Here is a 25,726-nt window from a genome sequence, read left to right as displayed (position 1 = left end):
CCCGCGGCGGCATCGTGCGATGCCGCAATGTGGCGAAAACCGCAAAACGCCCGCCATCGGACGATGGCGGGCGTTTTTTATGCTTGAAAACGGTTCCGTCGCTTTCTACACTCGCTGCAAACCAACGCGCCGCGGGCCCTCCGCGCGCCGCGCCCGATACGGCGGATTCACGAGAACGAGGCTCGCATGGCGACGATTGCGAATTCAACGAAAACGATCCGGCCCGAGCGCGCGCTGAACCGCCGCGCGGTAGTCGCCGCCGTGATCGGCAACGCGCTCGAGTGGTACGACTTCACGGTGTTCGGCTTCATGACCGTCGTGATCGCCGAACTGTTCTTCCCGACGACCAGCGAATACTCGTCGCTGCTCTTGACCACCGCGACCTTCGGCGTCGCGTTCTTCATGCGCCCGATCGGCGGCATCGTGTTCGGGCTGTACGCCGACCGCGCGGGCCGCAAGGCCGCGCTGTCGCTCGTGATCCTGCTGATGACGGCCGGCATCTTCCTGCTCGCGATCGCGCCGCCCTATGCGGCGATCGGCATCGGCGGCCCGCTCCTGATCGTGCTCGGCCGCCTGCTGCAAGGCTTCTCGGCGGGCGGTGAATTCGGCAGCGCAACGGCGCTGCTGATCGAAGCCGCGCCGTTCTCGAAACGCGGCTTCTACGGCAGCTGGCAGATGGCGAGCCAGGCGGGCGCGCTGCTGATCGGCGCGCTCGTCGGCGCGGCCGTCACGCGCGGGCTGTCGCACGACGCGCTGCGCAGCTGGGGCTGGCGCGTGCCGTTCATCCTCGGGCTCGTGATCGGCCCGATCGGTTTCTACATCCGCCGTCATCTCGCCGATTCCGAAGCGTTCCTGCATGCGCAGCAAAGCGCACGCCGCGCGACGCTCGGCGAAGTGTTCACGCGCCATCCGCGCGAGGTGCTGTGCGGGCTCGGCTCGGTGATCGCGCTGACGGTGACGGTCTACGTGCTGATCAGCTATCTGCCGACCTTCGCGGTGAAGCAGCTGAAGCTGCCGTATGCGCAATCGTTCTATGCGGTGATCATCGGCAACCTGCTGCTGATGGTGCTGTCGCCGGTCGCGGGCGCATGGTCGGACCGCATCGGCCGCAAGGGTCTGTCTTTGTGGTCGCTCGGGCTGACGCTCGTGCTGATGTATCCGCTGTTCGCGTGGCTCGACGCGGCGCCGAGCATCGCGCGGCTGATCGTGGTGCAGGCCGTGCTGTCGGTGACGCTCGCCGGCTACTACGGGCCGTTCGGCGCGATGATCGCCGAGCTGTTCCCGGCCAACGTGCGCTCGACCGGGCTGTCGATCGCGTACAACGTCGCGGTGATGCTGTTCGGCGGTTTCGGGCAGTTCATCGTCACGTGGCTGATCAAGGTGACGGGCACGCCGCTCGCACCGACCTATTACGTGATGGCGGGAATCGCACTGTCGATCGTCGCGGTCGCGTTCGTGCCCGCGCGCAGCGCGGATCTCGACGCGCCGGCCTGACGGTTGCATTGCATCGCATGCATCGTTTCGGAAGCCGCAACGATGTGCGGACTGGCCGCGAACACGGCGCGACAACCCTCTGCGTTCGCGCCCGAATTGTTTAGTTGTCGAACGAAACATGCGCGGGATGAACGAAATGGCCGCTCGTGCGCGCAGAGGCACTTTTCGCGTGTGCAAGACATCGGCAAAAACCCGCGTGGATGCGCGTCTAGAAGAGTTTTTTCTCCAGCTTGTTGCAAAATCGCTAGCTCAAGTAATATCCGCGTACCCGGCCCCCAGGGGGACCGGTTCCGATCTGGAGACCTGGAGGAAACATGGAATACAACCGTCTGTTGCACACCCTGCGTGTTACCGCCATCGCAGGCGTGGCAGCGGCATCGCTCGGCGTCGCGGGTTCTGCATTCGCACAGATCCCGAACAAAACGCTCGTCTACTGCTCAGAAGGCAGCCCGGCGGGTTTTGATTCCGCGCAATTCACGACCGGCGTCGATTTCACCGCCGCCACGTTCACCGTCTACAACCGCCTCGTCGAATTCGAGCGCGGCGGCACCAAGGTCGAGCCCGGCCTCGCCGAGAAGTGGGACGTCTCGTCCGACGGCAAGGTGTACACGTTCCACCTGCGTCATGGCGTGAAGTTCCACACGACCGACTTCTTCAAGCCGACGCGTGAATTCAACGCGGACGACGTCGTGTTCTCGTTCGAGCGCATGCTCGATCCGAACAATGCGTTCCGCAAGGCCTACCCGGTGTCGTTCCCGTACTTCACCGACATGGGCCTCGACAAGCTGATCACGAAGATCGAGAAGGTCGATCCGTACACCGTGAAGTTCACGCTGTCCGAGCCGAACGCGCCGTTCATCCAGAACATGGCGATGGAATTCGCGTCGATCCTGTCGGCCGAGTACGGCGACCAGCTGATGAAGGCCGGCAAGGCCGCCGACATCAACCAGAAGCCGGTCGGCACGGGCCCGTTCATCTTCCGCAGCTATACGAAGGACGCGACGATCCGTTTCGATGGCAATCCTGATTACTGGAAGAAGGGCGCGGTGAAGCTGTCGAAGCTGATCTTCTCGATCACGCCCGACCCGGGCGTGCGCGTGCAGAAGATCAAGCGCAACGAATGCCAGGTGATGAGCTATCCGCGTCCGGCCGACATCGCGGCGCTGAAGGCCGACTCGGGCATCGACATGCCGTCGCAGCCGGGCTTCAACCTCGGCTACCTCGCGTACAACGTCGAGCACAAGCCGGTCGACAAGCTCGAAGTGCGTCAGGCGCTCGACATGGCGATCAACAAGAAGGCGATTCTCGAATCCGTCTATCAGGGTGCCGGCCAGGCCGCCAGCGCGCCGATGCCGCCGACCCAATGGTCGTACGACAAGAACCTGAAGATGGCCCCGAACGACACCGAGAAGGCCAAGGCGCTGCTCGCGAAGGCCGGCTATCCGAACGGTTTCGACATCACGCTGTGGGCGATGCCGGTGCAGCGCGCATACAACCCGAACGCCCGCCTGATGGCCGAGATGATCCAGGCCGACTGGGCGAAGATCGGCGTGAAGGCGAAGATCGTCACGTACGAGTGGGGCGAGTACATCAAGCGCGCGCACACGGGCGAGCAGGACACGATGCTGATCGGCTGGACGGGCGACAACGGCGACCCCGACAACTGGCTCGGCACGCTGCTCGGCTGCGAGGCGATCAAGGGCAACAACTTCTCGCACTGGTGCTACAAGCCGTTCGACGACCTGATCCAGAAGGGTCGCACGACGACGGGCCAGGACGCGCGCACGAAGATCTACACGCAGGCCCAGCAGATCTTCGCGCAGCAGCTGCCGTTCTCGCCGATCGCGAACTCGACGGTCTACCAGCCGGTACGCAAGAACGTGGTCGACATGCGCATCGAGCCGCTCGGCTATGCGCGTTTCGACGGTGTCAGCGTGAAGTAACCGGCCTGGCGTAAGCTGTCGTCTTGAGAAGACCGGCTTGAAATCATCCGGCGACGAGGGGCCAAAAGCCCCTCGTCGCCGGTCGTACATTTCCCACAAGAAAATACGAGACGCATCATGTTCACATTCGTGTTGCGCCGCGTGGGCATGGTGATCCCGACCTTCATCGGCATCACCATCCTGGCGTTTGCGCTGATTCACCTGATACCGGGCGACCCCATCGAAGTGATGATGGGCGAGCGCGGCGTCGATCCCGCGATGCATGCGGAGGCCATGAAACGCCTCGGGCTCGACCAGCCGCTGCCCCTGCAGTACATCCACTACATCGGCCGGGCGCTGCATGGCGACCTCGGCACGTCGATCATCACCAACACCAGCGTCGCGGGCGAATTCTTCGCGCGCTTCCCGGCGACCGTCGAACTGTCACTGTGCGCGCTCGTGTTCGCGCTCGCGGTCGGGCTGCCGGCCGGCGTGATCGCCGCGCTGCGGCGCGGCTCGGTCGTCGATCACGGCGTGATGGGCACCGCGCTCACCGGCTACTCGATGCCGATCTTCTGGTGGGGGCTGATCCTCATCATGGTGTTTTCGTCGTACCTCGGCTGGACGCCCGTGTCGGGCCGCATCGCGGTCGAATACGATTTCCCGCATCCGACCGGTTTCATGCTGATCGACGCGCTGCTCGCACCCGACGAAGGCGCGTTCAAATCGGCGGTCAGCCACCTGATCCTGCCGGCGATCGTGCTCGGCACGATCCCGCTCGCGGTGATCGCGCGGATGACGCGCTCGTCGATGCTCGAAGTGCTGCGCGAGGACTACATCCGCACGGCGCGCGCGAAGGGGCTGTCGCCCGTGCGCGTGGTCGTCGTGCATGCGCTGCGCAATGCGCTGATCCCGGTCGTCACCGTGATCGGCCTGCAGATCGGCACGCTGCTGGCCGGCGCCGTGCTGACCGAGACGCTCTTTTCGTGGCCCGGTGTCGGCAAGTGGCTGATCGATGCGATCGGCCGCCGCGACTATCCGGTCGTCCAGGGCGGCATCCTGCTGATCGCGACGCTCGTGATCGTCGTGAACCTGGTCGTCGACCTGCTGTACGGCGTGCTGAATCCGCGCATCCGCCACACGAGGTAATTCCATGAGCAATCTGCAAAACACCCTGCCGAGCGAATCCGCGCCGGCCGGCGGCCGTGCGCTCGCGCTGCGCGAGTTCTGGGCCAACTTCTCGCGCAACCGCGGCGCCGTCGGCGCCGGCATCGTCGTGCTGGTGCTGATCCTGGTCGCGCTGTTCGCGCCGCTGATCGCGCCGCACAGCCCGGTCGAGCAATACCGCGACTACGTGAAGATCCCGCCCGCATGGCTCGCGGGCGGCAACTGGCAGTTCATCCTCGGCACCGACGAAGCGGGCCGCGACATCCTTTCGCGCCTGATGTTCGGCGCGCGCATGTCGTTCTGGATCGGCTTCGTGTCGGTCGTGCTCGCGCTGATCCCCGGCATCGTGCTCGGGCTGATCGCCGCGTTCTTCCAGAAGTGGGCCGACACGCCCGTGATGCGCATCATGGACGTGCTGCTCGCGCTGCCGTCGCTGCTGCTCGCGGTCGCGGTCGTCGCGATCATCGGCCCGGGCCTCACCAACACGATGTTCGCGATCGCGATCGTCGCGCTGCCGGCCTACGTGCGCCTCACGCGCGCATCCGCGCTCGGCGAACTGCAGAAGGAGTACGTGACGGCATCGCGCGTGGCCGGTGCCGGCACGCTGCGCCTGATGTTCTCGCAGGTGCTGCCGAACTGCACGGCGCCGCTGATCGTGCAGGCGACGCTCGGCTTCTCGTCGGCCATCCTCGACGCGGCCGCGCTCGGCTTCCTCGGCCTCGGCGTGCAGCCGCCGACCGCCGAGTGGGGCGCGATGCTCGCGTCCGCGCGCGACTACATCGACAACGCGTGGTGGATCGTGACGATGCCCGGCCTGTCGATCCTGATTTCGGTGCTCGCGATCAACCTGCTCGGCGACGGGCTGCGCGACGCGCTCGATCCCAAACTGAAGCGGATGGCGTGACCATGAGCCAAGATCTACTGACTATCCGCAATCTCGCGGTGAACTTCAACGGCCTGCCCGCGGTCGACCGGATCAACCTGTCGATCGCGCCGGGCGAGGTGGTGGGCGTCGTCGGCGAATCGGGCTCTGGCAAGAGCGTGACGATGATGGCGCTGATGGGCCTGATCGATGCGCCGGGCAAGGTGACGGCCGACGAGGTCACGTTCAACGGTGTGGACCTGCTGAAGGCGTCGCCGAAGGCGCGCCGCAAGATCGTCGGCAAGGACATCGCGATGGTGTTCCAGGATGCGCTGACGAGCCTGAACCCGAGCTACACGGTCGGCTACCAGATCAAGGAGGTGCTGAAGCTGCACGAAGGCCTGCGCGGCGACGCGCTGCACCGGCGCGCGCTCGAGCTGCTCGACCAGGTCGGCATTCCGGATGCGAAGAACCGCATCACGGCGTTCCCGCACCAGATGTCGGGCGGCATGAACCAGCGCGTGATGATCGCGATGGCGGTCGCGTGCAACCCGAAGCTGCTGATCGCCGACGAGCCGACCACCGCGCTCGACGTGACGATCCAGGCGCAGATCATGGACCTGCTCGTGAAGCTGCAGAAGGAGCGCGGGATGGCGCTCGTGCTGATCTCGCACGACCTGGCCGTCGTGTCGGAGGTCGCGCAGCGCGTCGCCGTGATGTATGCGGGCGAGGTCATCGAGACCAATCGCGTGCCGGACATCTTCCGTGCGCCGCATCATCCGTATACCGAAGCGCTGCTCGCGGCGATTCCCGAGCACAATCAGGGGGCGCGTCGCCTTGCCGCATTGCCGGGCATGGTGCCGGGCCGCGATGATCGCCCGTCCGGGTGCCTGTTCGCGCCGCGCTGCAAGTACGTCGTCGACGATTGCCGCAAGGCGCGTCCGGCGCTCGATACGCTGGTGCCGGCCAACGATGCGATGCGCGCGCGCTGCATCAAGCCGCTCAATGTTTCCAACCTCGACCTGACGGGAGGCGCACGATGAATGCAGTCCACGAAACGCGTGCCACGCCGCACGACGAGGAAGCGGTGCTGGTCGCCGACCGGCTCGCGAAGCACTACACGGTCAAGCGCGGGATGTTCGGGCAGGGCACCGTGAAGGCGCTGAACGGCGTGTCGTTCACGCTCAAGCGCGGCAAGACGCTCGCCGTCGTCGGCGAGTCGGGCTGCGGGAAATCGACGCTCGCGCGCCAGCTCACGATGATCGAGACGCCCACCTCGGGCCACCTGACGATCGACGGCAAGGACGTGGCCGGCGCGAGCCGCGAGACGGTCGCCGACCTGCGCCGCCGCGTACAGATGGTGTTCCAGAACCCGTTCGCGTCGCTGAACCCGCGCAAGACCGTCGAGCAGACGCTCTCCGAGCCGCTCGAGATCAACGCGAACCTGACGGCCGCCGAACGCGCGCAGCGCGTCGCGCAGATCATGCGCACGGTCGGCCTGCGGCCCGAGCACGCGAAGCGTTATCCGCACATGTTCTCGGGCGGCCAGCGCCAGCGGGTCGCGATCGCGCGCGCGATGATCCTCGATCCGCGGATCGTGGTCGCCGACGAACCGGTGTCCGCGCTCGACGTGTCGATCCAGGCGCAGATCCTGAACCTGTTCATGGACCTGCAGGAGCAGTTCAAGACGAGCTACGTGTTCATCTCGCACAACCTGTCGGTGGTCGAGCACGTCGCCGACGACGTGATGGTGATGTACTTCGGCAGCGTCGCCGAGCTCGGCGACAAGGCGACGATCTACGCGCATCCGCGCCATCCGTACACGCGCGCGCTGATGTCGGCGACGCCGGCGATCTTCGAGGAAGACCGCCGCGTGCAGATCAAGCTGCAGGGCGAGCTGCCGTCGCCGCTCAATCCGCCGTCGGGCTGCGCGTTTCACCAGCGCTGCCCGTACGCGGTCGAGCGCTGCCGCGTCGAGGAACCGCAGCTGCGCGACGTCGACGGACGCCGCGTGGCCTGCCATCGCGCCGAGGAGGTAGGGGAGGTGAATGCCTGATGGTTTGGCGGCGCGCGCGCCTGGCGTGCGCCGTTCGGGGGGCGGCCGCGCGCGCGTGATGCGCGCGTGCCGCAACGCACGGCGCTGGAGCGTGCGCACGGTCACGGGCGCGGCGCTGGCCGGCGCGTGCGTGGCGGCCAGCGTGCTGGTCCCGGTCGACGCCGCGCGTGCCGAAAGGCGCGCGCCGGCGAGTTCGCCGATCCATCCGTCGCAGGTTCCGCCGCCCGGCATGAACCTGCCGGGCTTCCACGTGCCGTCCGTGTCGAACGGCACGGTCGCGCGCGGCACGGTGCGCGTGCAGCCCGCGCGCATGCCGTTCTATGTCGCGACCCGGGGCAGGGTCACGCTGTACGTGCTCGGCACGCTGCACACGGGCGACCCGTCCGACTATCCGCCCGCGCAGCCGTTCCGGCCGCGCATCCTCGCGGCGCTCGCCGCGTCGCCGACGCTCGCGCTCGAGCTGTCGCCGGACGATCTCCTCGAATCGCAGGACGACGTGTCGAAGTACGGCGTGTGCCGCTACCCGTGCCTGCAGCGCCTGCTGCCCGAGCCGCAGTGGCAGCGCCTCGCGGCGCGCCTGCGCGGCAACCCGGCCGCGCTCGCGGAGATCCGCCGGATGCGGCCGTGGCTCGCGGCGCTGGTCGTCGAAACCTACGACTCGCTGGCGGCCGGCCTGCAGACCGAGTACGGCACCGAGGCGCAGCTGCAGAACGTGTTCCTGAAGAAGAAGGGCGGCCGCGTGATCGGGCTCGAGACGCTCGCCGAGCAGATGCGCGCGTTCACCGGACTGACGCTCGCCGAGCAGCGCGAGATGCTCGCGCAGGACATGGTGCAGACCCCGGCGCAGAACGCCGACGACATCAAGGCGCTGCACCGGCTGTGGCGAATTGGCGACGCCGACGCGATCTCGGCGTGGGCGGTCGCGAAGAGCGAGCGGCTGGCCCGTTCGAAGGCGCTGTCGGCGTCGATCGACAACAAGATCCTGTACGAGCGCAACCGGCGCTTCGTTGCACGGATGACGGCAATCGCCGCGCCGAACCGGCCGGTATTCGTGGCCATCGGCGCGCTGCATCTGGGCGGCCCGCGCGGCGTGCTCGAATTGTTGCGCCAGCAAGGGTATCAGGTCGACGCGAACTGATCGCGCCGCGCACCGCGCGCCGATCCTCCCCTGTTTGATCGACGAGATGCACGCGCTGCGAGGCGCCCGCGCGGCCACGCGGCTCGATAAGGAAAACCCTCGAATCTTCAGGAAATAGCGTTTAAAACGATTGACATCCGGTTCTGCCAATCTCTATTCTTCATCCCACAAGTTGAAAAAATGAAAAGAATAGATAAGTTCTACGGGGTAGCAGAAAACAAAGCGCGGGGTTAGCGTAGCCGGCACGTATGTAACGTGCCGGCCGCGGAGTGTCTGCATGCACGGCGGGGCCAAACATCGTCGGCACAACAAATGCATGCGACAGACTTGCGGCATAAGCAACGTTCCGTCGTCCGACCGGGGGAAGCAGCAAGCGGGCGGCGGCGGACGTTTTTTGATCCGGAGCATGTTTCCGGTCACCGTCGACAGACGGTTTCGGGGGGCGAATCGACAGACGGCGAAGTCCGCGGCGATTGCGCCAACAGAAAAGCGCCACGAGGGCGCTTTTTTCTTTTGTGGCGGCGGTTTTCGACCTGCGACGGCTGAGCGCTTCGACGACGCGTCACGTCATCATGCGTCTTCGCCGGCCTGCAGCGCGCCGGGCGCGACGACATCGACACCCGCCGCTTCGAGCGCCGCGCGGATCCGCTTCGCGAACGCGAGCGCATGCGGGCCGTCGCCGTGCAGGCAGACCGTTTGCGCGTTGAGCGGCACCCACTCGCCGCTCACTGCCCGCACCTGCCGCTCGCGCACCATGTCGAGCGTGCGCGCGAGCACCGCTTCTTCATCGTCGATCAGCGCGCCGGGCTGGTTGCGCGGCACGAGCGAGCCGTCCGCGCGGTAGCCGCGGTCGGCGAATACTTCCTCCACCGCGGCGAGCCCCGCGTGGCGCGCGGCCGCGACGAACACGCTGTTCGCGAGCCCGAACACGGCCAGCGACGGATCGAAGTCGTGGATCGCGGACACCACCGCGTCGGCGATCAGCGGGTCGCGCGCGGCCTGGTTGTACAGCGCGCCGTGCGGCTTAACGTGCGCGATGCGGCCGCCCTCGGCCTGCGCGATCGCCGACAGCGCGCCGAGCTGGTACAGCACGCCCGCGTAGATGTCGCCGGCCGGCAGCTGCATTTCCTTGCGGCCGAAATTCTCCGGGTCGTGAAAGCTCGGGTGCGCGCCGATCGACACGCCTTTCTGCACGGCCCAGCGCACGCAGTCGCGCATCGCATTGGCGCCGCCTGCATGCCAGCCGCACGCGATGTTCGCCGACGTGACGAGGTCGAGCAGCGCCTCGTCCGATCCGCATCCTTCACCGAGATCGGCATTCAGATCGATTTCCATGATGTTCCTCGTCCACGGGTGCGTGGCGCGTCCTTCGTCCTGCTTCCGTCATTGTCACGCTGCGCGCGATTGCGCGCGGCGGCGCGTTTCCTCGCGCATCTCGATCGCGACGTCGATCTGGCGCAGATAGGCACGTTCTGCGACCAGGGCGGCGCGCGCGGCGTCGGGTGTCGTGCGCACGAAGCGGATCGGCAGGTTGAGCCGAGCCTGTGCGAGTTTCCAGAGATCCGCGCGGATCACCGTGCCGATCTTCGGATAGCCGCCGGTGGTCTGCGCATCGTGCATCAGCACGATCGGCTGGCCGTTCGGCGGCACCTGGATCGTGCCGGGCAGCACCGCGTGCGACAGCAGCTCGACCGGCCGCTCGCGCACCAGTTCGGCGCCGGCGAGACGATAGCCCATCCGGTTGCTGTTCGCGGTGACGAGCCATTCCTCGTCCCAGAACGCCTGCTGAGAATCGGCCGCGAACGACGCGTAGTCGGGGCCCGGCAGCACGCGCACGGGCATCGCCCACGGCGCATGCGCGGGCCGGTGGCGGCGCGGCGGTTCGTCGACGCGCACGAACGCGCACCACGCGGGCGCCTTCACGCCGAATTCGGGCGCGTCGGCCGCGAGGCAGCCGGCGCCGGCCGGCGGCACGCCGACCGGCAGCCGGTCGCCGTCGCGCAGCGCGCGGCCGCCGAGGCCGCCGAAGCGCGACGCGAGATCGGTGCTGCGCGAGCCGAGCATCGGCAGCACGTCGATGCCGCCCGCGATGCACAGGTAGCCGCGCATGCCGCGTTTCGCGGCCGGCAGCACGAGCGTCTGCCCGGCGTCGACCGGCAGGCTCCACCAGGAATACACGGGCCGGCCGTCGAGCGTTGCGCCGAATTCGGTGCCGGTGATCGCGATGCGCGTCGCGCGCGTGAAGCGGAACGCGGCCGGCCCGATCGTGATTTCGACGGCCGCCGCGTCGGGGCGGTTGCCGACCAGCCGGTTGCCGACCTCGAGCGCGAGGCCGTCGAGCGCGCCGCCCTGCGCGACGCCGAGATGGCGTGTGCCGCGGCGGCCGAGATCCTGCACGGTCGACAGCGGGCCGGCGCGGACGACCTCGATCGTGCCCGGTGCGGTGTTCTGGCTCATGTCGCGTCGACTCCGGCAATGGTGAAGCGCACGCGGTCGCCGGGCAGCAGCAGCGTCGGCTGCGGCCGCGCCGGGTCGAACAGCACGTGCGACGTGCGGCCGATCAGTTGCCAGCCGCCGGGCGACGTGGCCGGATAGATGCCCGTCTGCGCGCCGCCGATGCCGACCGAGCCGGCCGGCACCTCGAGGCGCGGGGCCGCGCGGCGCGGCGTGTGCAGCGACGCATCGAGGCCGCCGAGATACGCGAAGCCCGGCTGGAAGCCGACGAAGAACACGACGTAGGCGCCGGCCGCGTGGCGCGCGACGACTTCGTCGGCCGACAGCCCGGTGTGCGCGGCGACGGCCGCGAGGTCGGGACCGGCGGCACCGCCGTATTCGACCGGGATGTCGATTTCCCGGCCGTCCGCGTGCTCGACGTCGGCGGTTTCCCACGCGTCGCGCAGCGCCGGCGTGAGCGAGTCGGCCGTCGTGGCGAGCGCGTCGAACACGATCGTCAGGTTGTTCATGCCCGGCACGACGTCGATCACGTCGGGCCACGCGCGCGCGACCTCGGCGACGGCCCAGACGCGGCGCTGGCAATCGAGCGTGGCGGGCGGCGGCACCTCGCAGACGAGGGCGGCATCGCCGAGCGGATAAATGCGGGGTTGCGTCATCGGACTGGCACGGTTCGGACGGCAATGTTAGCGCACATTGTCAATAAAATATCGACAACTTCCCAATAAGCGTTTTCGCCTAGCCCGTATGTCCGGGCTTCTGGCGTACACTCGGCACACCCTGTCATCCGGCTTGCTCCGCCTTTCCATGAAGCGTCCTGCGACCAAGATCGTGTCATCCGAACACCTCGTTTCCGATTCGAGCGCGGAGCTGTCGGAACTCGAATACGGGCTCATCATGGCCGGCAACGCATTCAACCGCTGGATGGTGCGCTGCATGTCGGCCGCGGGCGCGAAGGACATGACGGCGGTCGAGGTGTCGCTGCTGCATCACGTGAGCCACCGCGAACGCAAGAAGAAGCTCGCCGACATCTGCTTCGTGCTCAATATCGAGGATACGCACGTCGCGACCTATGCGCTGAAAAAACTGATCGCGCGCGGCTATGTGAAGAGCGAGAAGAGCGGCAAGGAGGTGTTCTTCTTCGCGACCGAGGCGGGCCGCGAGCTGTGCCTGAAGTATCGGGAGGTGCGCGAGCACTGCCTGATCGAGACGCTCAAGGACAGCGGCCTCACCAACGAGCAGATCGGCGACGCGGCGCAGTTGCTGCGCCACGCATCGGGCCTCTACGACACGGCCGCGCGCGCGGCGGCGTCGCTGTAAACGATTGCGGACGGGAGGGTGAGCGCGGTGACGCGCGGCATGCCGCTCACGCAGCAGCGCGCGCCGCGTCATCAGGCGGCCGGGTACAGCGCGCCGTCGGTCACGATCCAGCGCATCGCGAGATCGTGCGCCTCGGCCGGCAACGCATCGACGCGGCACGCTTCATACGCGATGCCGACCGTCACCGGCAGCGTGTCGCCGGGCCACACCGCGAGCGTGCGGTCGTAGTAGCCGCCGCCGTAGCCGAGCCGGTAGCGCTGCAGATCGAATCCCACGCACGGAATCAGCAGCAGGTCGGGCACGACGACGACGCCCGACGCCGGTTCCGGAATCCGGTGATGGCCTTCGCGCATCGGCGTATCCGCATCCCACGCATGGAACGCGAGCGGCGTGTGACGCTCGCCGATCACCGGCAGCGCGGCGCGGCGGCCCGTGCCGGCCGCGGCCCACGCGAGCACCGCGTCGCGCGCGTCGAATTCGCCCGGCAGCGGCCAGTAGAAGCCGACCGTCGCGGGCGCGAGGCGCTCGAGCAACCGCCGCAGCCGCGTGTCGAGCGCGGCGTTCGCGGCGGGCTGCGACGCGGCGTCGCGACGCGCGCCGGACAGCGTTTTGCGCAGTGCAACCTTCGGGTTCGGCACAGGGTTGCATGCTATGCTTTCGCTCACTTCGTGCTCCATTCATAACGATGTCGAACAGCCTTTTCCGAGTATATCGCGCGGTCGCGCTCACGCTTTCGGCCGCCGCGCTCGTCGCGGGCACGGCCGCGTGCGCCGCACCGGGCGACGACACGCTCGCCGGGGACGACCAGATCTTCGTGCAGCTGCGCGAAGCCGCGCGCCGCAACGACGCCGCGAAGGCCGCGCAGCTCGCGTCGATGATCCCGAACTATCCGGTCCCGTCCTACGTCGAGTATTTCCAGATCAAGCCGCAGCTGTTCGATTCGACCGGCCGCGCACGCGTCGACGCACCGGACGCGCCGGTGCAGTCGTTCCTGCAGCGCTACGACGGCCAGGCGATCGCCGACCGCCTGCGCAACGACTACCTGCTCGTGCTCGGCGCGCGTCACGACTGGCGCAACTTCGACGACCAGTACAAGCGCTTCGTGCTCGACGACGACACGCAGGTCAAGTGCTACGCGCTCGAATCGCGCGCGGCGCGCGGCGAGAACGTCGCCGAGGCGGCGCGTGCGTTGCTCGTCGAGCCGAAATACTACGGCGACGCCTGTGTCGACCTGATTACGGCGCTCACCGTCAACCAGCAGTTCACCAGCGACGACGTGTGGCAGCAGGCGCGCCTCGCGTACGAGCAGAACTACACGACGCTCGGCGGCAAGATCGTCGACGCGCTCGGCGCGCGCCCGGTCGGTTTCGACCAGGCGACCAGCGCGCCGCCGCTGTACCTCGCGCGCGGCGTCGGCCCCGACGCGGCATCGCACCAGCTCGCGCTGATCGCGCTCGGCCGCATGGCGCGCAACGATCCGGACGCGGCGGCCGGGATGCTGACGTCGATCGCCGGCTCGCTGACGAAGCAGGAGCAGGCGATCGCGTGGGGCGCGATCGGCTACCAGGGCGCGATCAAGCGCTCGGCGCTCGCGTCGGTCTGGTATGCGAAATCCGCGAACGCGCCGCTGTCGAACCCGGGCTACGAATGGCGCACGCGCGCCGCGCTGCTCGCCGGCAACTGGCCGATGGTGCGCTGGTCGATCGAACAGATGCCGCCGTCGCTGCGCGACGATCCGGCATGGATCTACTGGCATGCGCGCGCGCTCAAGCAGAGCGGCGACACGCTGCAGGCGAACCAGGAATTCGAGCAGGTCGCGGGCCAGTACAACTTCTACGGGCAGCTCGCCGGCGAAGAGCTCGGCCAGCGCACGTCGATCCCGCCGCGCACGAAGGTGAGCGATGGCGACATCGACGCGATGAGCAAGATCCCGGGCTTCGCGCTCGCGCAACGCTTCTACGGGCTGAACCTGCGTCTCGAAGGCAACCGCGAATGGAACTGGCCGCTGCGCGGGATGACCGATCGCCAGCTGCTCGCGGCCGCCGAATACGGCAAGCGCATCGACCTGCTCGACCGCACCGTCAACACGGCCGACCGCACGAAGGCCGAGCACGACTTCACGCTGCGCTACCCGTCGCCGTACCGTGACATCGTCGAGCGCTACGCGCAGTCGTCGGGCCTCGACATCGAATGGGCATACGGGCTGATCCGCCAGGAGTCGCGCTTCATCACGAACGCGCGTTCGTCGGTCGGCGCGGGCGGCCTGATGCAGCTGATGCCGGCCACCGCGCAGCTCGTCGCGAAGAAGCTCGGGATGGGCACGATCACGCGTGCGCAGATGCACGACATCAATACCAACATCCAGCTCGGCACCTGGTATCTGGCGGACATCTACAACAACTTCGACAGCTCGCCGGTGCTGGCAACCGCCGGCTACAACGCGGGCCCGGGCCGGCCGCGCCAGTGGCGCCAGGTGTTGACGCAGCCGGTCGAAGGCGCGATCTTCGCGGAGACGATTCCGTTCAACGAGACGCGCGACTACGTGAAGAACGTGCTGTCGAACACCGTCTACTACGCGGCGCTCTTCGAGGGCAAACCGCAGTCGTTGAAGAAACGCCTAGGCATGATCTCGCCCTGATCCGCAATCTTCACACTGCCGCGCGAGACGCGGCAGTGTTCTTTTGAGGACCCGAACATGGATCGCCAGACCGTCGCGCTGCTGGGCGGCACCGGCTTCATCGGCAGCCGGCTCGTCAACGCGCTGATCGACGCCGGCAAGCAGGTGCGGATCGGCACGCGGCGGCGCGAGCACGCACGCCACCTGCAGATGCTGCCGGTCGAGATCGTCGAGCTCGACGCGCTCGATACGCGCACGCTCGCCCGGTTCGTCGCCGGCGCGCATGCGGCCGTCAATCTCGTCGGCGTGCTGCACGGCGGCCGTGGCACGCCGTACGGGCCCGGGTTCGAGCGCGCGCACGTCGCGCTGCCGGCCGCGCTGGCCGCCGCGTGCGTCGAAGTCGGCGTGCGGCGCGTGCTGCACATGAGCGCGCTCGGCGCCGATTCGCACGGCCCGAGCATGTACCAGCGCTCGAAGGGCGACGGCGAGGCCGCGCTGCATGCGGTCGCGGCGACCGATTCGCTCACGCTGACGATCTTCCGCCCGTCGGTCGTCTTCGGCCCCGGCGACGCATTCCTGAACACATTCGCGAACCTGCAGCGCACGCTGCCGGTGCTGCCGCTCGCGATGCCCGATGCGCGCTTCCAGCCGGTGTTCGTCGGCGACGTCGTGCGCGCGTTCGTCAACACGCTCGATCTCGCGGCCGCGCACGGCAAGACCTACGAACTCGGCGGCCCGACCGTCTATACGCTCGAGCAGCTGGTGCGCTATTGCGGCACGCTGGTCGGCCGGCAGGCACGCATCGTGCGGCTGCCCGACGCGCTCGCGCGGCTGCAGGCGAGCGTGTTCGAATGCCTGCCCGGCGAGCCGGTGATCACGCGCGACAATCTCGCGTCGATGTCGGTGCCGAACGTGCTGTCCGGGCCGCTCGCACCGGAACTCGGGATCTCGCCCGCGAGTCTCGAGAGTATCGCGCCCGCGTATCTCGGCCATGCCGCGCGGCGCTCCCGCTTCGACTGGTTCCGCTCGCGCCGCCGCTAGGCGCCGCGGACCGTCGCTTCCGTCATTCACTTTCGCGCTTTCCGGAACACCGCCATGAAACTCGTCATTGGAGACAAGAACTACTCGTCGTGGTCGATGCGGCCGTGGCTGCTGCTCGCGCATTTCGGCATCCCGTTCGACGAGATCGTGATCGAGCTGCGCCGCGACGACACGGCCGCGCGCATCCGCGAGTATTCGCCGACCGGCAAGGTGCCGTGCCTGATCGACGACCACGGCGTCGCGATCTGGGATTCGCTCGCGATCGCCGAGACGCTCGCCGAGCGCTATCCGCAGTTCCCGATGTGGCCCGCTGATCCGCTCGATCGCGCGCATGCGCGCTGCATCTCGGCCGAGATGCATTCGGGCTTCGCCGCGCTGCGCACGCAGATGGGAATGAGCGTGCGCGCGTCGATGCCGGGGCGCGGCGCGACGCCCGAGGCGCTCGCCGACGTCGCGCGCATCGACGCGCTGTGGAGCGCGTGCATCGAGGCCTCGGGCGGCCCGTTCCTGTTCGGCGAATTCGGCATCGCCGATGCGATGTATGCGCCCGTCGTGATGCGCTTCAACACGTATGCGCCGGCGCTGTCGCCGGAAGCGGCCGGGTATGCGGCGCGCGTGACGGCACTGCCGGCGGTGCAGCGCTGGATCGATGGCGCGCGCCGCGAAACCAACGTGATCGCCGAATACGAACCGACGCCATGAACATCTACGCAGTAGGCGGAGCGATCCGCGACGAATTGCTCGGCGTGCCGGTGCAGGACCGCGACTACGTGGTGGTGGGCGCGACGCCCGAGCAGATGGCCGCGCAGGGCTTCCGGCCGGTCGGCAAGGATTTCCCCGTGTTCCTGCATCCGGGCACGCAGGAGGAATACGCGCTCGCGCGCACCGAGCGCAAGACGGCGGCCGGCTATCACGGCTTCCAGTTCTACTATGCGCCGGACGTGACGCTCGAAGAGGACCTCGCGCGGCGTGACCTGACGATCAACGCGATGGCGCGCGAAGTGAGCCCGGAGGGCGCGCTGGTCGGCCCGGTGATCGATCCGTTCGACGGGCAGGCCGACCTGCGCGCACGCGTGTTCCGGCATGTCGGCGACGCGTTCGTCGAGGATCCGGTGCGGATCCTGCGGATCGCGCGCTTTGCCGCGCGCTTCGCCGATTTCACGGTCGCGGACGACACGCTCGCGCTGATGCGGCGGATGGTCGACGCGGGCGAAGCGGATGCGCTGGTGCCCGAGCGCGTGTGGCAGGAGATCGCGCGCGGGCTGATGGAGGCGAAACCGTCGCGGATGTTCGCGGTGCTGCGCGAGTGCGGCGCGCTCGCGCGCATCCTGCCCGAGGTCGACGCGCTGTGGGGCGTGCCGCAGCGCGCCGACTATCACCCGGAAGTCGACACCGGCGTGCACGTGATGATGGTCGTCGACTACGCGGCGAAGCAGGGCTATTCGCTGCCGGTGCGCTTCGCGGCGCTCACGCACGATCTCGGCAAGGCGACGACGCCCGCCGACGTGCTGCCGCGCCATGTCGGCCACGAAGGCCGCAGCGTCGACCTCATCAAGCCGCTGTGCGAGCGGCTGCGCGTGCCGAACGATTGCCGCGATCTCGCGCTGGTGGTCGCGCGCGAGCACGGCAACCTGCATCGCGTGATGGAAATGGGCGCGGCCGCGCTGGTGCGTTTCTTCGAGCGCAGCGACGCGCTGCGCAAGCCGGCGCGCTTCGCGGAGATGCTGCAGGCGTGCGAAGCGGATGCGCGCGGCCGGCTCGGGCTCGACACGCAGCCGTATCCGCAGGCCGAGCGGCTGCGCGTGGCGCTGGTGGCGGCGCGCAGCGTCGACGCGGGCGCGATCGCGCGCGGCGTCGGCAACGATGCGATGCAGATCAAGGACGCCGTGCATCGCGCGCGGGTCGAGGCCGTCAAGCAGGCGCTGGCGATCGCGGAATAGGCGGGGGAATCGGGTTGCGAATCAGGCCGTGAATCGATTCCGCAAATCGTGCGGACCGTGCCGAGCGGTGCGCCGCCCGGCCGCCAGCCGTCATCTCTTCATGCGCTTGGCGGTGCGGCGCGCCGGCGTGGCGGCAGCCGGACGTTTGCCGGTGGCCGCGCGGGACTTCCCGGCAGCCGTGTTGGCCGCGGCGCCGGCCGGCTTGTCGGCGGGCTGCGCGGCGTCCGCGTCGCGCTCCCGCTTCGGTGACGGTTCGCGGCGGCTCACGCGCGGCTCGCCCGGCGTCGCGCCGGCATCGCGCGCGAGCAGCCTGATTTTCATCGCGGCGGACCCCAACTCGGCGCAGTTGTCGTCGAAGAGGGGCAGCGTGCCGACCGCGATCAGCTCCGCGGGCCCGTCGCCGACGTTCGCGACGCGATGGCGCTTCCTCGCGTCGAAGTGCAGCGAATCACCGGGCGACAGCGGGTAATCCTTCTTGCCGATCGTGTAGCAGAGCCGGCCGGTCAGCACGTACACGAACTCGTCGCCGCCGTGCGCGACCCATTCCGACCGGTAGCCCTCCATCATCCGGACCTTGAGCGCGTTGATCTGGCTGCCGTCGAAGGTGGTGGACAGCCGTTCGTACCACTGCGACGCGGCGTCGACCGCGTACGGTTCGCGGCGGCCCGCGTGCGAGTCGGGCTGCGCCTGGCGCGGCTGGTCGATCAGCGTGCTGAGCGGTACGTCGAGCGCTTTCGCGACGTTGACCAGCGATGACAGCGAGATACCGGTCAGATGGCGCTCGACCTGCGACAGGAACCCGACCGACAGGTTCGCTTCGGTCGCGACTTCCAGCAGCGTTTTCTTCGCTTCCCGGCGCAGGCGGCGAATGCGCTGGCCGATACGCATGATGTCTGAATCCATGGATCTCTTTCGTGGCAACGAGTCGGGAGGCGAGCGAGAGGGCGGTGCAGTCGCCGGACGTTGCCGTTCCGCGAATCGCACGAAGCACGGCCGTCGGGACGACGATGCGGGCGCATTGTACCGTGCAGTCGCGCCGGTCCGCCGCCACGCCGCGCACGGCGGTGCCGCCGTCGCGCACCTCACGCATCGGCAATTTTAGCCCTACGAAAATTTTAGCTTGACCTCAATTTCACCGTGCTCTAGATTCTGTCGCACGCATCAAACAAAGTTAAGTGAGACAAAAATTTCCCCGAAAGCCTGCCGCTGGAACGGCGCCACGGCCCGGCTGCCCGCCGGGCCGCGCGTCGTCCGCGCGGGCAGCGTGCCGCGCGAGGCGTGCGCCATGCCGCGTGACGCCGCCGGCCGCCGACAACAATCCATAACGGGTATCCGATGATCGATCGACTGAAATACAGCTTCTCCGGCCTTCCCCCGTACGACGCGTCCGTCGCCGACACGCAGGCCGGCCTGTCGCGCCTGCTCGACGCCACCCGGCTCGACGCGGTCGTGGTCACGTCGCAGGACGAATACATCACCGAATACCTGCCGCGCCGCAACAACCCCCGCTACGCGCTGTCGGGTTTCGACGGCTCGGCCGGCTGCGGCATCTTCCTGAGCGCGGCGACCGCCGAGGCGCTCGGCGTGCCGCCGTTCGTGCTGTTCGTCGACGGCCGCTATCACCTGCAGGCCGAACAGCAGTGCGACCCGGCGCGCGTGCGCATCGAGAAGCTCGGCATGAACGTGACGATCTGGCAGGCGCTGGCCGACTGGCTGCTCGCGCACGCGAGCCGGCTCGCGCGGGTCGGCTACGACGCGCTGCGGATCAGCGTCGCGCAGCGCGACCGGCTGGTCGAGCAGACGCAGGCGGCATCGCTCGACTGGACGAGCCTCGTCGAGCGCGAGATCGACCGCGCGATCGCGCTGCCGGGCTGGGTGGTCGAGCGGCCGATCTTCGAGCTGCCGGACGCGATGACCGGCGCGAGCGTCGCGCAGAACCTCGACGCGCTGAACCGGCGGCTCGCCGCGCACACCGGCGCTGCGCCCGGCACGACCGCGTTCTTCACGTGCGCGTCGGACGACCTCGCGTACCTGCTGAACAGCCGCGGCTATCACATCCCGAATGCGTCGTCGCACCTGGGCTTCCTGTTCGCTATCGGCGAGCAGGTCGCGTTGTTCCTGCCGGAGGGCTGCGACCGCTGCCCGGTCGAACTGGCGTCGTATCCGGCGCTGCACGTGATCCGGCGCGACTTCGCCGAACTCGAGCGCTTCCTCGCGCGGTTCGCGGTCGAGCACGTGTGTTACGGCTTCGAGTCGGTCAACTGCGCGCTCGTCGAGTCGGTGCGCCGCGTGTGGCCGCACGCGCGGCACGCCGACTTCAACCCGGTCGAGGCGCTGCGCGCCGGCAAGACGCCGGCGGTGCTCGACCGGTTCCGCGACGCGTTCGCGCGCAGTTCGGCGGCGATCGCCGAAACGATGCGCTGGGCGAAGGCCGGCGAGCCGGGGCAGCGCCATACCGAGTACGACCTGGCCCGCACGATCAACGACGCGTACGGCGCCCGCTCGGCGGTCGCGCTGACCTTCCCGTCGATCGCGGCGAACGGCGCGAACAGCGCGTTCGCGCACTACACGGCGGCGAGCGCCGACGTCGAGCTGACCGAAGGCGAACTCGTGCTGCTCGACAGCGGCGCGTATTACGACGCCGGTTTCGCGACGGACTGCACGCGCGTCGTGCTGCGCCGCACGCGGCCGGAGACGGTCGCGCAGCCGTGGCAGCGCGAGATCTACACGGTCGCGCTGAAGGCCTGCATCAAGGGGCTCGTCACGCGTTTCCCGAAGACGGCGACGGGCGACGACGTCGACGCGGCGGTGCGCCAGGTGTGCCGCGACCACGGCTACGATTTCGGTCACGGCACCGGGCACGGCGTCGGGATCCACGTGCACGAGGGCGGCGTGCGGTTCGCGCCGGGCGCGCGGTACGGGCTGGTGCCGAACGCGGTGATTTCGGTCGAGCCGGGCATTTACGTGGCGGGCAAGGGCGGCGTGCGGATCGAGAACATCGTGATCGTGCGCGCGGACGACGACGCATCGGACACCGTCGCGTTCGAGAACATCGTCACGGTCGGCTACGACTGGGACCTGATCGACGTCGAACTGCTGAACGACGACGAGCGCGCGTACCTGCGCGACTACGAACGGCTTTGCGTGGAACGCGGCACGCAGGTCACTGCGTGTCCGCTGCTGTAAGGCGGGGAAGGGGCGCGCGGCCGCAGGCGGGCCGCGCGATGCACGCGCGGCGCGTCGATGCGCCGGCGTGATCGGCCCGTCGGGAATCCGTACGTCAGAGAATCGGTACGTCAGAGAATCGGTGCGTCAGGGAATCGGTGCGTCAGGGAATCGGTGCGTCAGGGAATCCGTACGTCAGAGAATCAGTACGTCGGAGAATCAGCGCATCAGCGCCGATACCCGCCCGTCGGGCCCGTAGACGCCGGCCGGCGCGGGCGCCGAGCGCAGCACCGCGAGCGCGCGCTCGTTGTAGTCCATCCGGATCCGGATCAGCATCCCGTTGGTCGCATTGGCCTGGCGCGCGCGTTCGGCGGCCTGCAGCAGCAACTGCCAGCGGCCCGCGAGGCGTGCGTCGCGTTCGGCGGCCTGGTCCATCCCTTTCTTGCCGGCCGGAAAGCCGAGCGCGGACAGCTGCGTGTCGCGCGTGCGCTCGAGCTGCGCGAGCCGGTCGATCAGCGCGCTCTTCTTCTCGACGATGCCGGGCAGCATTTCAAGCGGCTCCGGCGTCGTCAGCGCCTTTTCCTCGTAGGCGAGCAGGGACGCGAACGCTTCGACCGTCGCGTGTTCGTCGTTGACCGTGGCCAGCAGCTCTTCTCTCATCGCGTCATGCTCGTCGCGCCGGCACGCGGGGCCGCATGCCGGCAAACCAGGGGACCGGTCAGGGCGTGACGGGCCCCGGGCCGGCTCAGTTGCCCTGCGAGCGCTGCTGTTGCAGCAGGTCGCGGGCGGTATTCAATACGCCGTCGGCGATCTTGTTCACGTCGATCGTCAACGTGCCGTTGTTCAGCGCGTCCTTGATCGACTGGACGAGGGCCGTGTCGATGTCGGCGCTGCCGGAGGCCGACAGCGAACGCAGCTGGCCGGACAGACCCGACAGGTTCACGCTCGCGTCGCCGCCGGTCGATCCTGCGTCGGCCGCCTGCGCGGACGACGACGAAGCCGCGCCGGATTGCGCGCGGGCCGCGCCGTTGCCGGTCGACGCGAGTGGGCTCGGGTTCGGAGTGGAATCGATCTTCACGATGGGGTTTCCTGGACGGTATGACCCAGATAACGGCCGGGTCGGCCCGAACTTTAGCATCGTGAGCCCGAAATTCTCCGAATAAACAATTCTTTACAATCTTGCGGTGCGATCCGGCCCTACAGCGGAATTTCGACGGTTCCGGCATCCTTGACGATCGCCGTGACGATTTGCCCCGCGGCCATCCGGACCCGCACCGACTGCCCCGGCGCCGCATTCGCGAGCGCGCTGCCCTCGGCCGAGATCGTGAAGCCGGGCCCGGCCGCGACGACCCGTACCGTCTGCCCGGCCGACACCGACGCGGCGCTCTTCAGCATGTCCTGGCGCAGCGGCAGCCCGGCCGAGATCCGCGCCAGCGCGGTCGCGCCGACCGCCTGCGCGGGATCGGTGATCACCGCGAGCGGCAGCACAGTCAGGTCGCCTTCGCGCGCGACGAGGTCGGCCGCGGTGAGCGGCTCGCCGGGCGCGATCTGGCGCGCGGCGACGTAATAGGTGGCCTGCACGGCAACCTTCGCCTGCAGGTAGACGGTCCACGGCCGCTCGCCCGCGCAGCGCACGCCGACCGTTGTGCGGCCCCACAGGCGCGCGCCGGTCGGCAGGAACGGCTCGAGCGTCGTGCACGCGGCGAGCCCGCGCGGAAACGCGGCCGCGACGGTCGCGGTCGTCTTGCCCGGCAGGCCCGCGACCTGCTGCTGCAGGAATGCGAGCGCCGTGCGCCGGATCGTGTCGGGGTCCTGCTGGCCGGGCGGTGTCGCCGGCTGGGGCGCGGCGGCTACCTGGGGCGGGTTGGCGGCAGCCGCCGGTGCGCGCGCGGCCGGCGCGGCTGAAGCGGCGCGGGCCGCGGCGAGGCGCGCGGCGATGGCCGGTCGCGCGGAATTCGATGCCGGGTCGGCCGCGCCGGCGACGACGGTCGCGACGGCGCCCGGATCGGCGGCGCGCAGGGCACCATAACCTGCGTTCGAGGCGTTCGAGGCGTTCGAGGCGTTCGAGGCGTTCGAGGCGTTCGCGGTGGTCGTGGCGTTCGTGCGCGCGGCGGCGTAGGCGGGGCGCGGCGTCGGCACGGCAGCCGGCGGCGGGACATTCATCACGACCATCGAGCCAGCCGGCTGCGCCGCGTAGCGGGCCGCGGCCGCGCCGGTCACGCCGGCAGCACCACCCGCGCCACCTGCGCCACCCGCACCGACTGCACCGACTGCACCGACTGCACCGACTGCACCGACTGCACCGACTGCACCGACTGCACCGACTGCACCGACCGTCGTGGCCACACCTGTACCCGTACCCGAAGCCGTCCCCGAATTCCCGCCGAACTGACCGCCGCTCGCCGCGTTCGCCTGCGCGAGCGCGGTCTCGGCCGTTTCGCCGCGGCCGGGAATCACGATCATCCCGTCGTCCGCGTGCGCGGCCGGCACCGCGAGCCACAGCGCCGCGGCGAGCGCGAACGCACGCGGCCAGCGCGTGCCGCGTCCGTGGTTGCCGCGAAGTGCGCTGCCTGTCATCGCCGTGTCCTCGAAGCCGTTGATCCGATTCGCATTCTAGGGAGCCGGGCCGCCGCGCAAACGATGAATAGAGGGGGCCTTTGCCGCGTTATTCGTCCGATTGCCGGTTGCGCCCGCCGCCTACCATCGCTGTCATGGAAAAAAGCCCCTTGGGTCGCCATCCGGCGCAACGGGCGTGCAGCGCTTCATACGGAGAGACGCACACATGCTGGACAAACTCGATGCCGAATTCGCGTTCGGCCGACAGGCGCTCGACGTGCGCGCCTATCGGCAGGAATTGCTGTCGTCGAACATCGCGAACGCCGACACGCCCGGCTACCAGGCCCGCGACGCCGATTTCGCGTCGACCCTCGCGCGCTCGCTGAAGCAGGCCGGCGGCGGCCTCGCGCCGAGCAACGCCGCGCAGCTGCCGATGGCGCAGCCGGCCGGCGTGGCGAGCGGGATGACGATGGTGTCGACGGCACCCGGCCACATGGCCGGCACCGCGAAGCTGATGCCGGCCGGCGGCCCGGCCGACGACTACGGCCGCGCGCAGTACCGGATGCCGCTGCAGCCGTCGCTCGACGGCAACACGGTCGATCTCGACGTCGAGCGCGTGCAGTTCGCGAACAACGCGCTGCACTACGAAACCGGGATGACCGTGATGACCCAGCAGATCAAGGCGATGATCGCCGCGATCTCGACGAACTCGTAAGCGCAACCGAACCCGAGCACAAGCACCAGGAGCCTCCATGCCCTCGTTGATGAACATCTTCGGCGTCGCCGGTTCGGCGCTGTCCGCGCAATCGCAGCGCCTGAACGTCACCGCGTCGAACCTCGCGAACGCCGACAGCGCGACCGGCCCCGACGGCAAGCCGTACAAGGCCAAGCAGGTCGTGTTCGCGACCGACCCGATGGGCGGCGCGCGCACCGCGTCCGGCCAGGGCGTGGGCGGCGTGCGCGTGACGAAGGTCGTCGACGATCCGTCGCCGATGAAGTCGACCTACGACCCGGCGAACCCGGCCGCCGACGCGAACGGCTACGTGCAGATGCCGAACGTCGATCCGGTGCAGGAGATGGTGAACATGATCTCGGCGTCGCGCTCGTACCAGGCCAACGTCGAGACGCTGAACACCGCGAAGACGCTGATGCTCAAGACGCTGACGATCGGCACGTAAGCCGCGCGCCGAGCGACCTTCCACACCCGGGCCCAGACCCGACCGTTTCGACACAAGGCTATCCAGGATGACTTCCTCCAGCACGACGATCGGCAGCAGCGGCACCAACGTGTCGACCCTGCCGACCGACACGATGAACACCAACAACGTGTCGACGACCGGCACCTCGGCGAGCGACCTGCAGGCGACGTTCCTGAAGCTGCTCGTCACGCAGCTGCAGAACCAGGATCCGACGAGCCCGGTCGACAGCTCGCAGATGACGTCGCAGCTCGCGCAGATCAACACGGTGAGCGGCATCGCGCAGCTGAATACGTCGCTCACGTCGCTGTCGACGCAACTCGCGGCCGGCCAGCAGACGCAGGCCGCGCTGCTGATCGGCACGAACGTGCTCGCGCCGGGCAACAGCGTCGCGGTGAAGAGCGGCGCGGCATCGCCGTTCGGCGTGTCGCTCACGAGCGACGTGTCGAACCTGACGATCACCGTGAAGAACAGCGCGGGCGTCGTCGTGAACACGATCAACGCGGGCCAGCAGTCGGCCGGCACGGTGCCGTTCAACTGGACGCCGACGGATACGGCCGGCAACGCGCTGCCGGACGGCAAGTACACCGTGAGCGCGCAGTACACGGGCAGCGACGGCAAGACGTACGCGCCGACCGTGCTCGCGGCCGCGCAGGTACAGAGCGTGATCAAGCAGGCCGACGGCACGGCGGGGCTCGTGCTGTCGAACGGCACGACGGTGGGCTTGACCCAGGTCGCGTCGATTTTCCCGAACACCGCGTCGTCGTCGTCCGGCGGCACGACCACCAGCAACTGATCCAG

At 68.7% G+C, this 25,726-nt stretch carries 24 protein-coding genes; 16 read left to right on the top strand and 8 right to left on the bottom strand.

Annotated elements, in window-relative coordinates; translation table 11 throughout:
- Positions 1-186: 186 nt before the first annotated feature.
- The 7 genes from DIE04_RS13905 (at position 187) to DIE04_RS13875 (ending at position 8,639) form a co-directional block, all read left to right on the top strand.
- On the top strand, positions 187-1,494 hold the full coding sequence (locus DIE04_RS13905) for an MFS transporter (RefSeq protein ID WP_124492201.1): 1,308 nt from the start codon (positions 187-189) through the stop codon (positions 1,492-1,494).
- Positions 1,495-1,808: 314 nt separating this feature from the next.
- Positions 1,809-3,437, top strand: coding sequence for an ABC transporter substrate-binding protein (locus DIE04_RS13900; RefSeq protein WP_044848854.1), 1,629 nt, complete (start codon positions 1,809-1,811; stop codon positions 3,435-3,437).
- Between the two features lie 117 nt (positions 3,438-3,554).
- A complete protein-coding gene (locus DIE04_RS13895; protein WP_044848855.1) occupies positions 3,555-4,565 on the top strand; it encodes an ABC transporter permease subunit in 1,011 nt (336 codons plus the stop codon).
- 4 nt (positions 4,566-4,569) lie between these two features.
- Entirely contained in the window at positions 4,570-5,487 is a 918-nt protein-coding gene (locus DIE04_RS13890; protein ID WP_044848856.1) for an ABC transporter permease subunit, read from the top strand.
- A 2-nt stretch (positions 5,488-5,489) separates the two neighbouring features.
- A complete protein-coding gene (locus tag DIE04_RS13885) occupies positions 5,490-6,488 on the top strand; it encodes an ABC transporter ATP-binding protein (RefSeq protein WP_044848857.1) in 999 nt (332 codons plus the stop codon).
- A complete protein-coding gene (locus tag DIE04_RS13880; RefSeq protein WP_044848858.1) occupies positions 6,485-7,501 on the top strand; it encodes a peptide ABC transporter ATP-binding protein in 1,017 nt (338 codons plus the stop codon). The genes DIE04_RS13885 and DIE04_RS13880 overlap by 4 nt, the downstream gene beginning before the upstream one ends.
- Positions 7,494-8,639, top strand: a complete 1,146-nt coding sequence (locus DIE04_RS13875) for a TraB/GumN family protein (protein WP_124486659.1) — start codon at positions 7,494-7,496, stop codon at positions 8,637-8,639. Before DIE04_RS13880 ends, DIE04_RS13875 begins: the two co-directional genes overlap by 8 nt.
- Before the next feature lie 570 nt (positions 8,640-9,209).
- On the opposite strand, the gene pxpA is transcribed toward DIE04_RS13875, so the two are convergent.
- From pxpA to pxpB, 3 genes are read right to left on the bottom strand one after another with little or no spacing between them, the layout of a single operon-like run.
- Entirely contained in the window at positions 9,210-9,974 is a 765-nt protein-coding gene (gene pxpA, locus DIE04_RS13870) for a 5-oxoprolinase subunit PxpA (protein WP_124486658.1), read from the bottom strand.
- A 54-nt stretch (positions 9,975-10,028) separates the two neighbouring features.
- On the bottom strand, positions 10,029-11,096 hold the full coding sequence (locus DIE04_RS13865; RefSeq protein WP_124520540.1) for a biotin-dependent carboxyltransferase family protein: 1,068 nt from the start codon (positions 11,094-11,096) through the stop codon (positions 10,029-10,031).
- Positions 11,093-11,749, bottom strand: a complete 657-nt coding sequence (gene pxpB, locus DIE04_RS13860) for a 5-oxoprolinase subunit PxpB (RefSeq protein ID WP_044847862.1) — start codon at positions 11,747-11,749, stop codon at positions 11,093-11,095. Before pxpB ends, DIE04_RS13865 begins: the two co-directional genes overlap by 4 nt.
- Before the next feature lie 148 nt (positions 11,750-11,897).
- Between pxpB and DIE04_RS13855 the strand changes: the two genes are divergently transcribed.
- A complete protein-coding gene (locus DIE04_RS13855; RefSeq protein WP_059448486.1) occupies positions 11,898-12,410 on the top strand; it encodes a winged helix DNA-binding protein in 513 nt (170 codons plus the stop codon).
- A gap of 71 nt (positions 12,411-12,481) precedes the next feature.
- On the opposite strand, the gene DIE04_RS13850 is transcribed toward DIE04_RS13855, so the two are convergent.
- Positions 12,482-13,087 carry a 5-formyltetrahydrofolate cyclo-ligase gene (locus tag DIE04_RS13850; RefSeq protein WP_124520539.1) on the bottom strand — a complete coding sequence of 202 codons (606 nt, stop codon included), beginning with the start codon at positions 13,085-13,087 and terminating at the stop codon, positions 12,482-12,484.
- Positions 13,088-13,095: 8 nt separating this feature from the next.
- Here DIE04_RS13850 and DIE04_RS13845 point away from each other — a divergent pair, with 8 nt between their 5' ends.
- From DIE04_RS13845 to DIE04_RS13830, 4 genes are read left to right on the top strand one after another with little or no spacing between them, the layout of a single operon-like run.
- Entirely contained in the window at positions 13,096-15,048 is a 1,953-nt protein-coding gene (locus DIE04_RS13845; protein WP_124486656.1) for a lytic transglycosylase domain-containing protein, read from the top strand.
- 57 nt (positions 15,049-15,105) lie between these two features.
- Positions 15,106-16,068, top strand: a complete 963-nt coding sequence (locus DIE04_RS13840; protein WP_124520538.1) for a complex I NDUFA9 subunit family protein — start codon at positions 15,106-15,108, stop codon at positions 16,066-16,068.
- 54 nt (positions 16,069-16,122) lie between these two features.
- Positions 16,123-16,770, top strand: a complete 648-nt coding sequence (locus tag DIE04_RS13835) for a glutathione S-transferase family protein (protein ID WP_124486655.1) — start codon at positions 16,123-16,125, stop codon at positions 16,768-16,770.
- On the top strand, positions 16,767-18,008 hold the full coding sequence (locus tag DIE04_RS13830; RefSeq protein ID WP_124486654.1) for a multifunctional CCA addition/repair protein: 1,242 nt from the start codon (positions 16,767-16,769) through the stop codon (positions 18,006-18,008). The genes DIE04_RS13835 and DIE04_RS13830 overlap by 4 nt, the downstream gene beginning before the upstream one ends.
- A gap of 90 nt (positions 18,009-18,098) precedes the next feature.
- Here DIE04_RS13830 and DIE04_RS13825 read toward each other — a convergent pair whose 3' ends face one another.
- Complete coding sequence (locus DIE04_RS13825; protein WP_124520537.1) at positions 18,099-18,911, bottom strand: helix-turn-helix domain-containing protein; 813 nt, start codon at positions 18,909-18,911, stop codon at positions 18,099-18,101.
- Between the two features lie 432 nt (positions 18,912-19,343).
- Between DIE04_RS13825 and DIE04_RS13815 the strand changes: the two genes are divergently transcribed.
- Positions 19,344-21,194, top strand: coding sequence for a M24 family metallopeptidase (locus DIE04_RS13815; protein WP_124520535.1), 1,851 nt, complete (start codon positions 19,344-19,346; stop codon positions 21,192-21,194).
- A gap of 198 nt (positions 21,195-21,392) precedes the next feature.
- Here DIE04_RS13815 and DIE04_RS13810 read toward each other — a convergent pair whose 3' ends face one another.
- The 3 genes from DIE04_RS13810 to flgA all read right to left on the bottom strand — a co-directional run bounded on the left by DIE04_RS13810 (position 21,393) and on the right by flgA (position 23,750).
- Positions 21,393-21,833, bottom strand: coding sequence for a flagella synthesis protein FlgN (locus DIE04_RS13810; RefSeq protein ID WP_039317824.1), 441 nt, complete (start codon positions 21,831-21,833; stop codon positions 21,393-21,395).
- Between the two features lie 85 nt (positions 21,834-21,918).
- On the bottom strand, positions 21,919-22,251 hold the full coding sequence (gene flgM / locus DIE04_RS13805; RefSeq protein ID WP_124520534.1) for a flagellar biosynthesis anti-sigma factor FlgM: 333 nt from the start codon (positions 22,249-22,251) through the stop codon (positions 21,919-21,921).
- A 119-nt stretch (positions 22,252-22,370) separates the two neighbouring features.
- Positions 22,371-23,750 carry a flagellar basal body P-ring formation chaperone FlgA gene (flgA, locus tag DIE04_RS13800; RefSeq protein ID WP_124573049.1) on the bottom strand — a complete coding sequence of 460 codons (1,380 nt, stop codon included), beginning with the start codon at positions 23,748-23,750 and terminating at the stop codon, positions 22,371-22,373.
- Between the two features lie 205 nt (positions 23,751-23,955).
- On the opposite strand from flgA, the gene DIE04_RS13795 reads away from it, so the two are divergent.
- The 3 genes from DIE04_RS13795 (at position 23,956) to DIE04_RS13785 (ending at position 25,721) form a co-directional block, all read left to right on the top strand.
- On the top strand, positions 23,956-24,444 hold the full coding sequence (locus tag DIE04_RS13795) for a flagellar basal body rod protein FlgB (protein ID WP_124520532.1): 489 nt from the start codon (positions 23,956-23,958) through the stop codon (positions 24,442-24,444).
- A 37-nt stretch (positions 24,445-24,481) separates the two neighbouring features.
- Positions 24,482-24,907 (top strand): flagellar basal body rod protein FlgC, encoded by a 426-nt coding sequence (gene flgC, locus DIE04_RS13790; protein ID WP_044847874.1) that lies wholly within the window; start codon positions 24,482-24,484, stop codon positions 24,905-24,907.
- A 67-nt stretch (positions 24,908-24,974) separates the two neighbouring features.
- Complete coding sequence (locus tag DIE04_RS13785; protein WP_044847875.1) at positions 24,975-25,721, top strand: flagellar hook assembly protein FlgD; 747 nt, start codon at positions 24,975-24,977, stop codon at positions 25,719-25,721.
- The last annotated feature ends 5 nt before the right edge of the window (positions 25,722-25,726 follow it).

This window comes from Burkholderia sp. Bp8994 (assembly GCF_003853805.1).
In the GTDB taxonomy this organism is placed as follows: Bacteria; Pseudomonadota; Gammaproteobacteria; order Burkholderiales; family Burkholderiaceae; genus Burkholderia.
The sequence above is the reverse complement of the archived record's forward strand: the minus strand, read 5'-3'. Positions and strand labels throughout refer to the sequence as shown.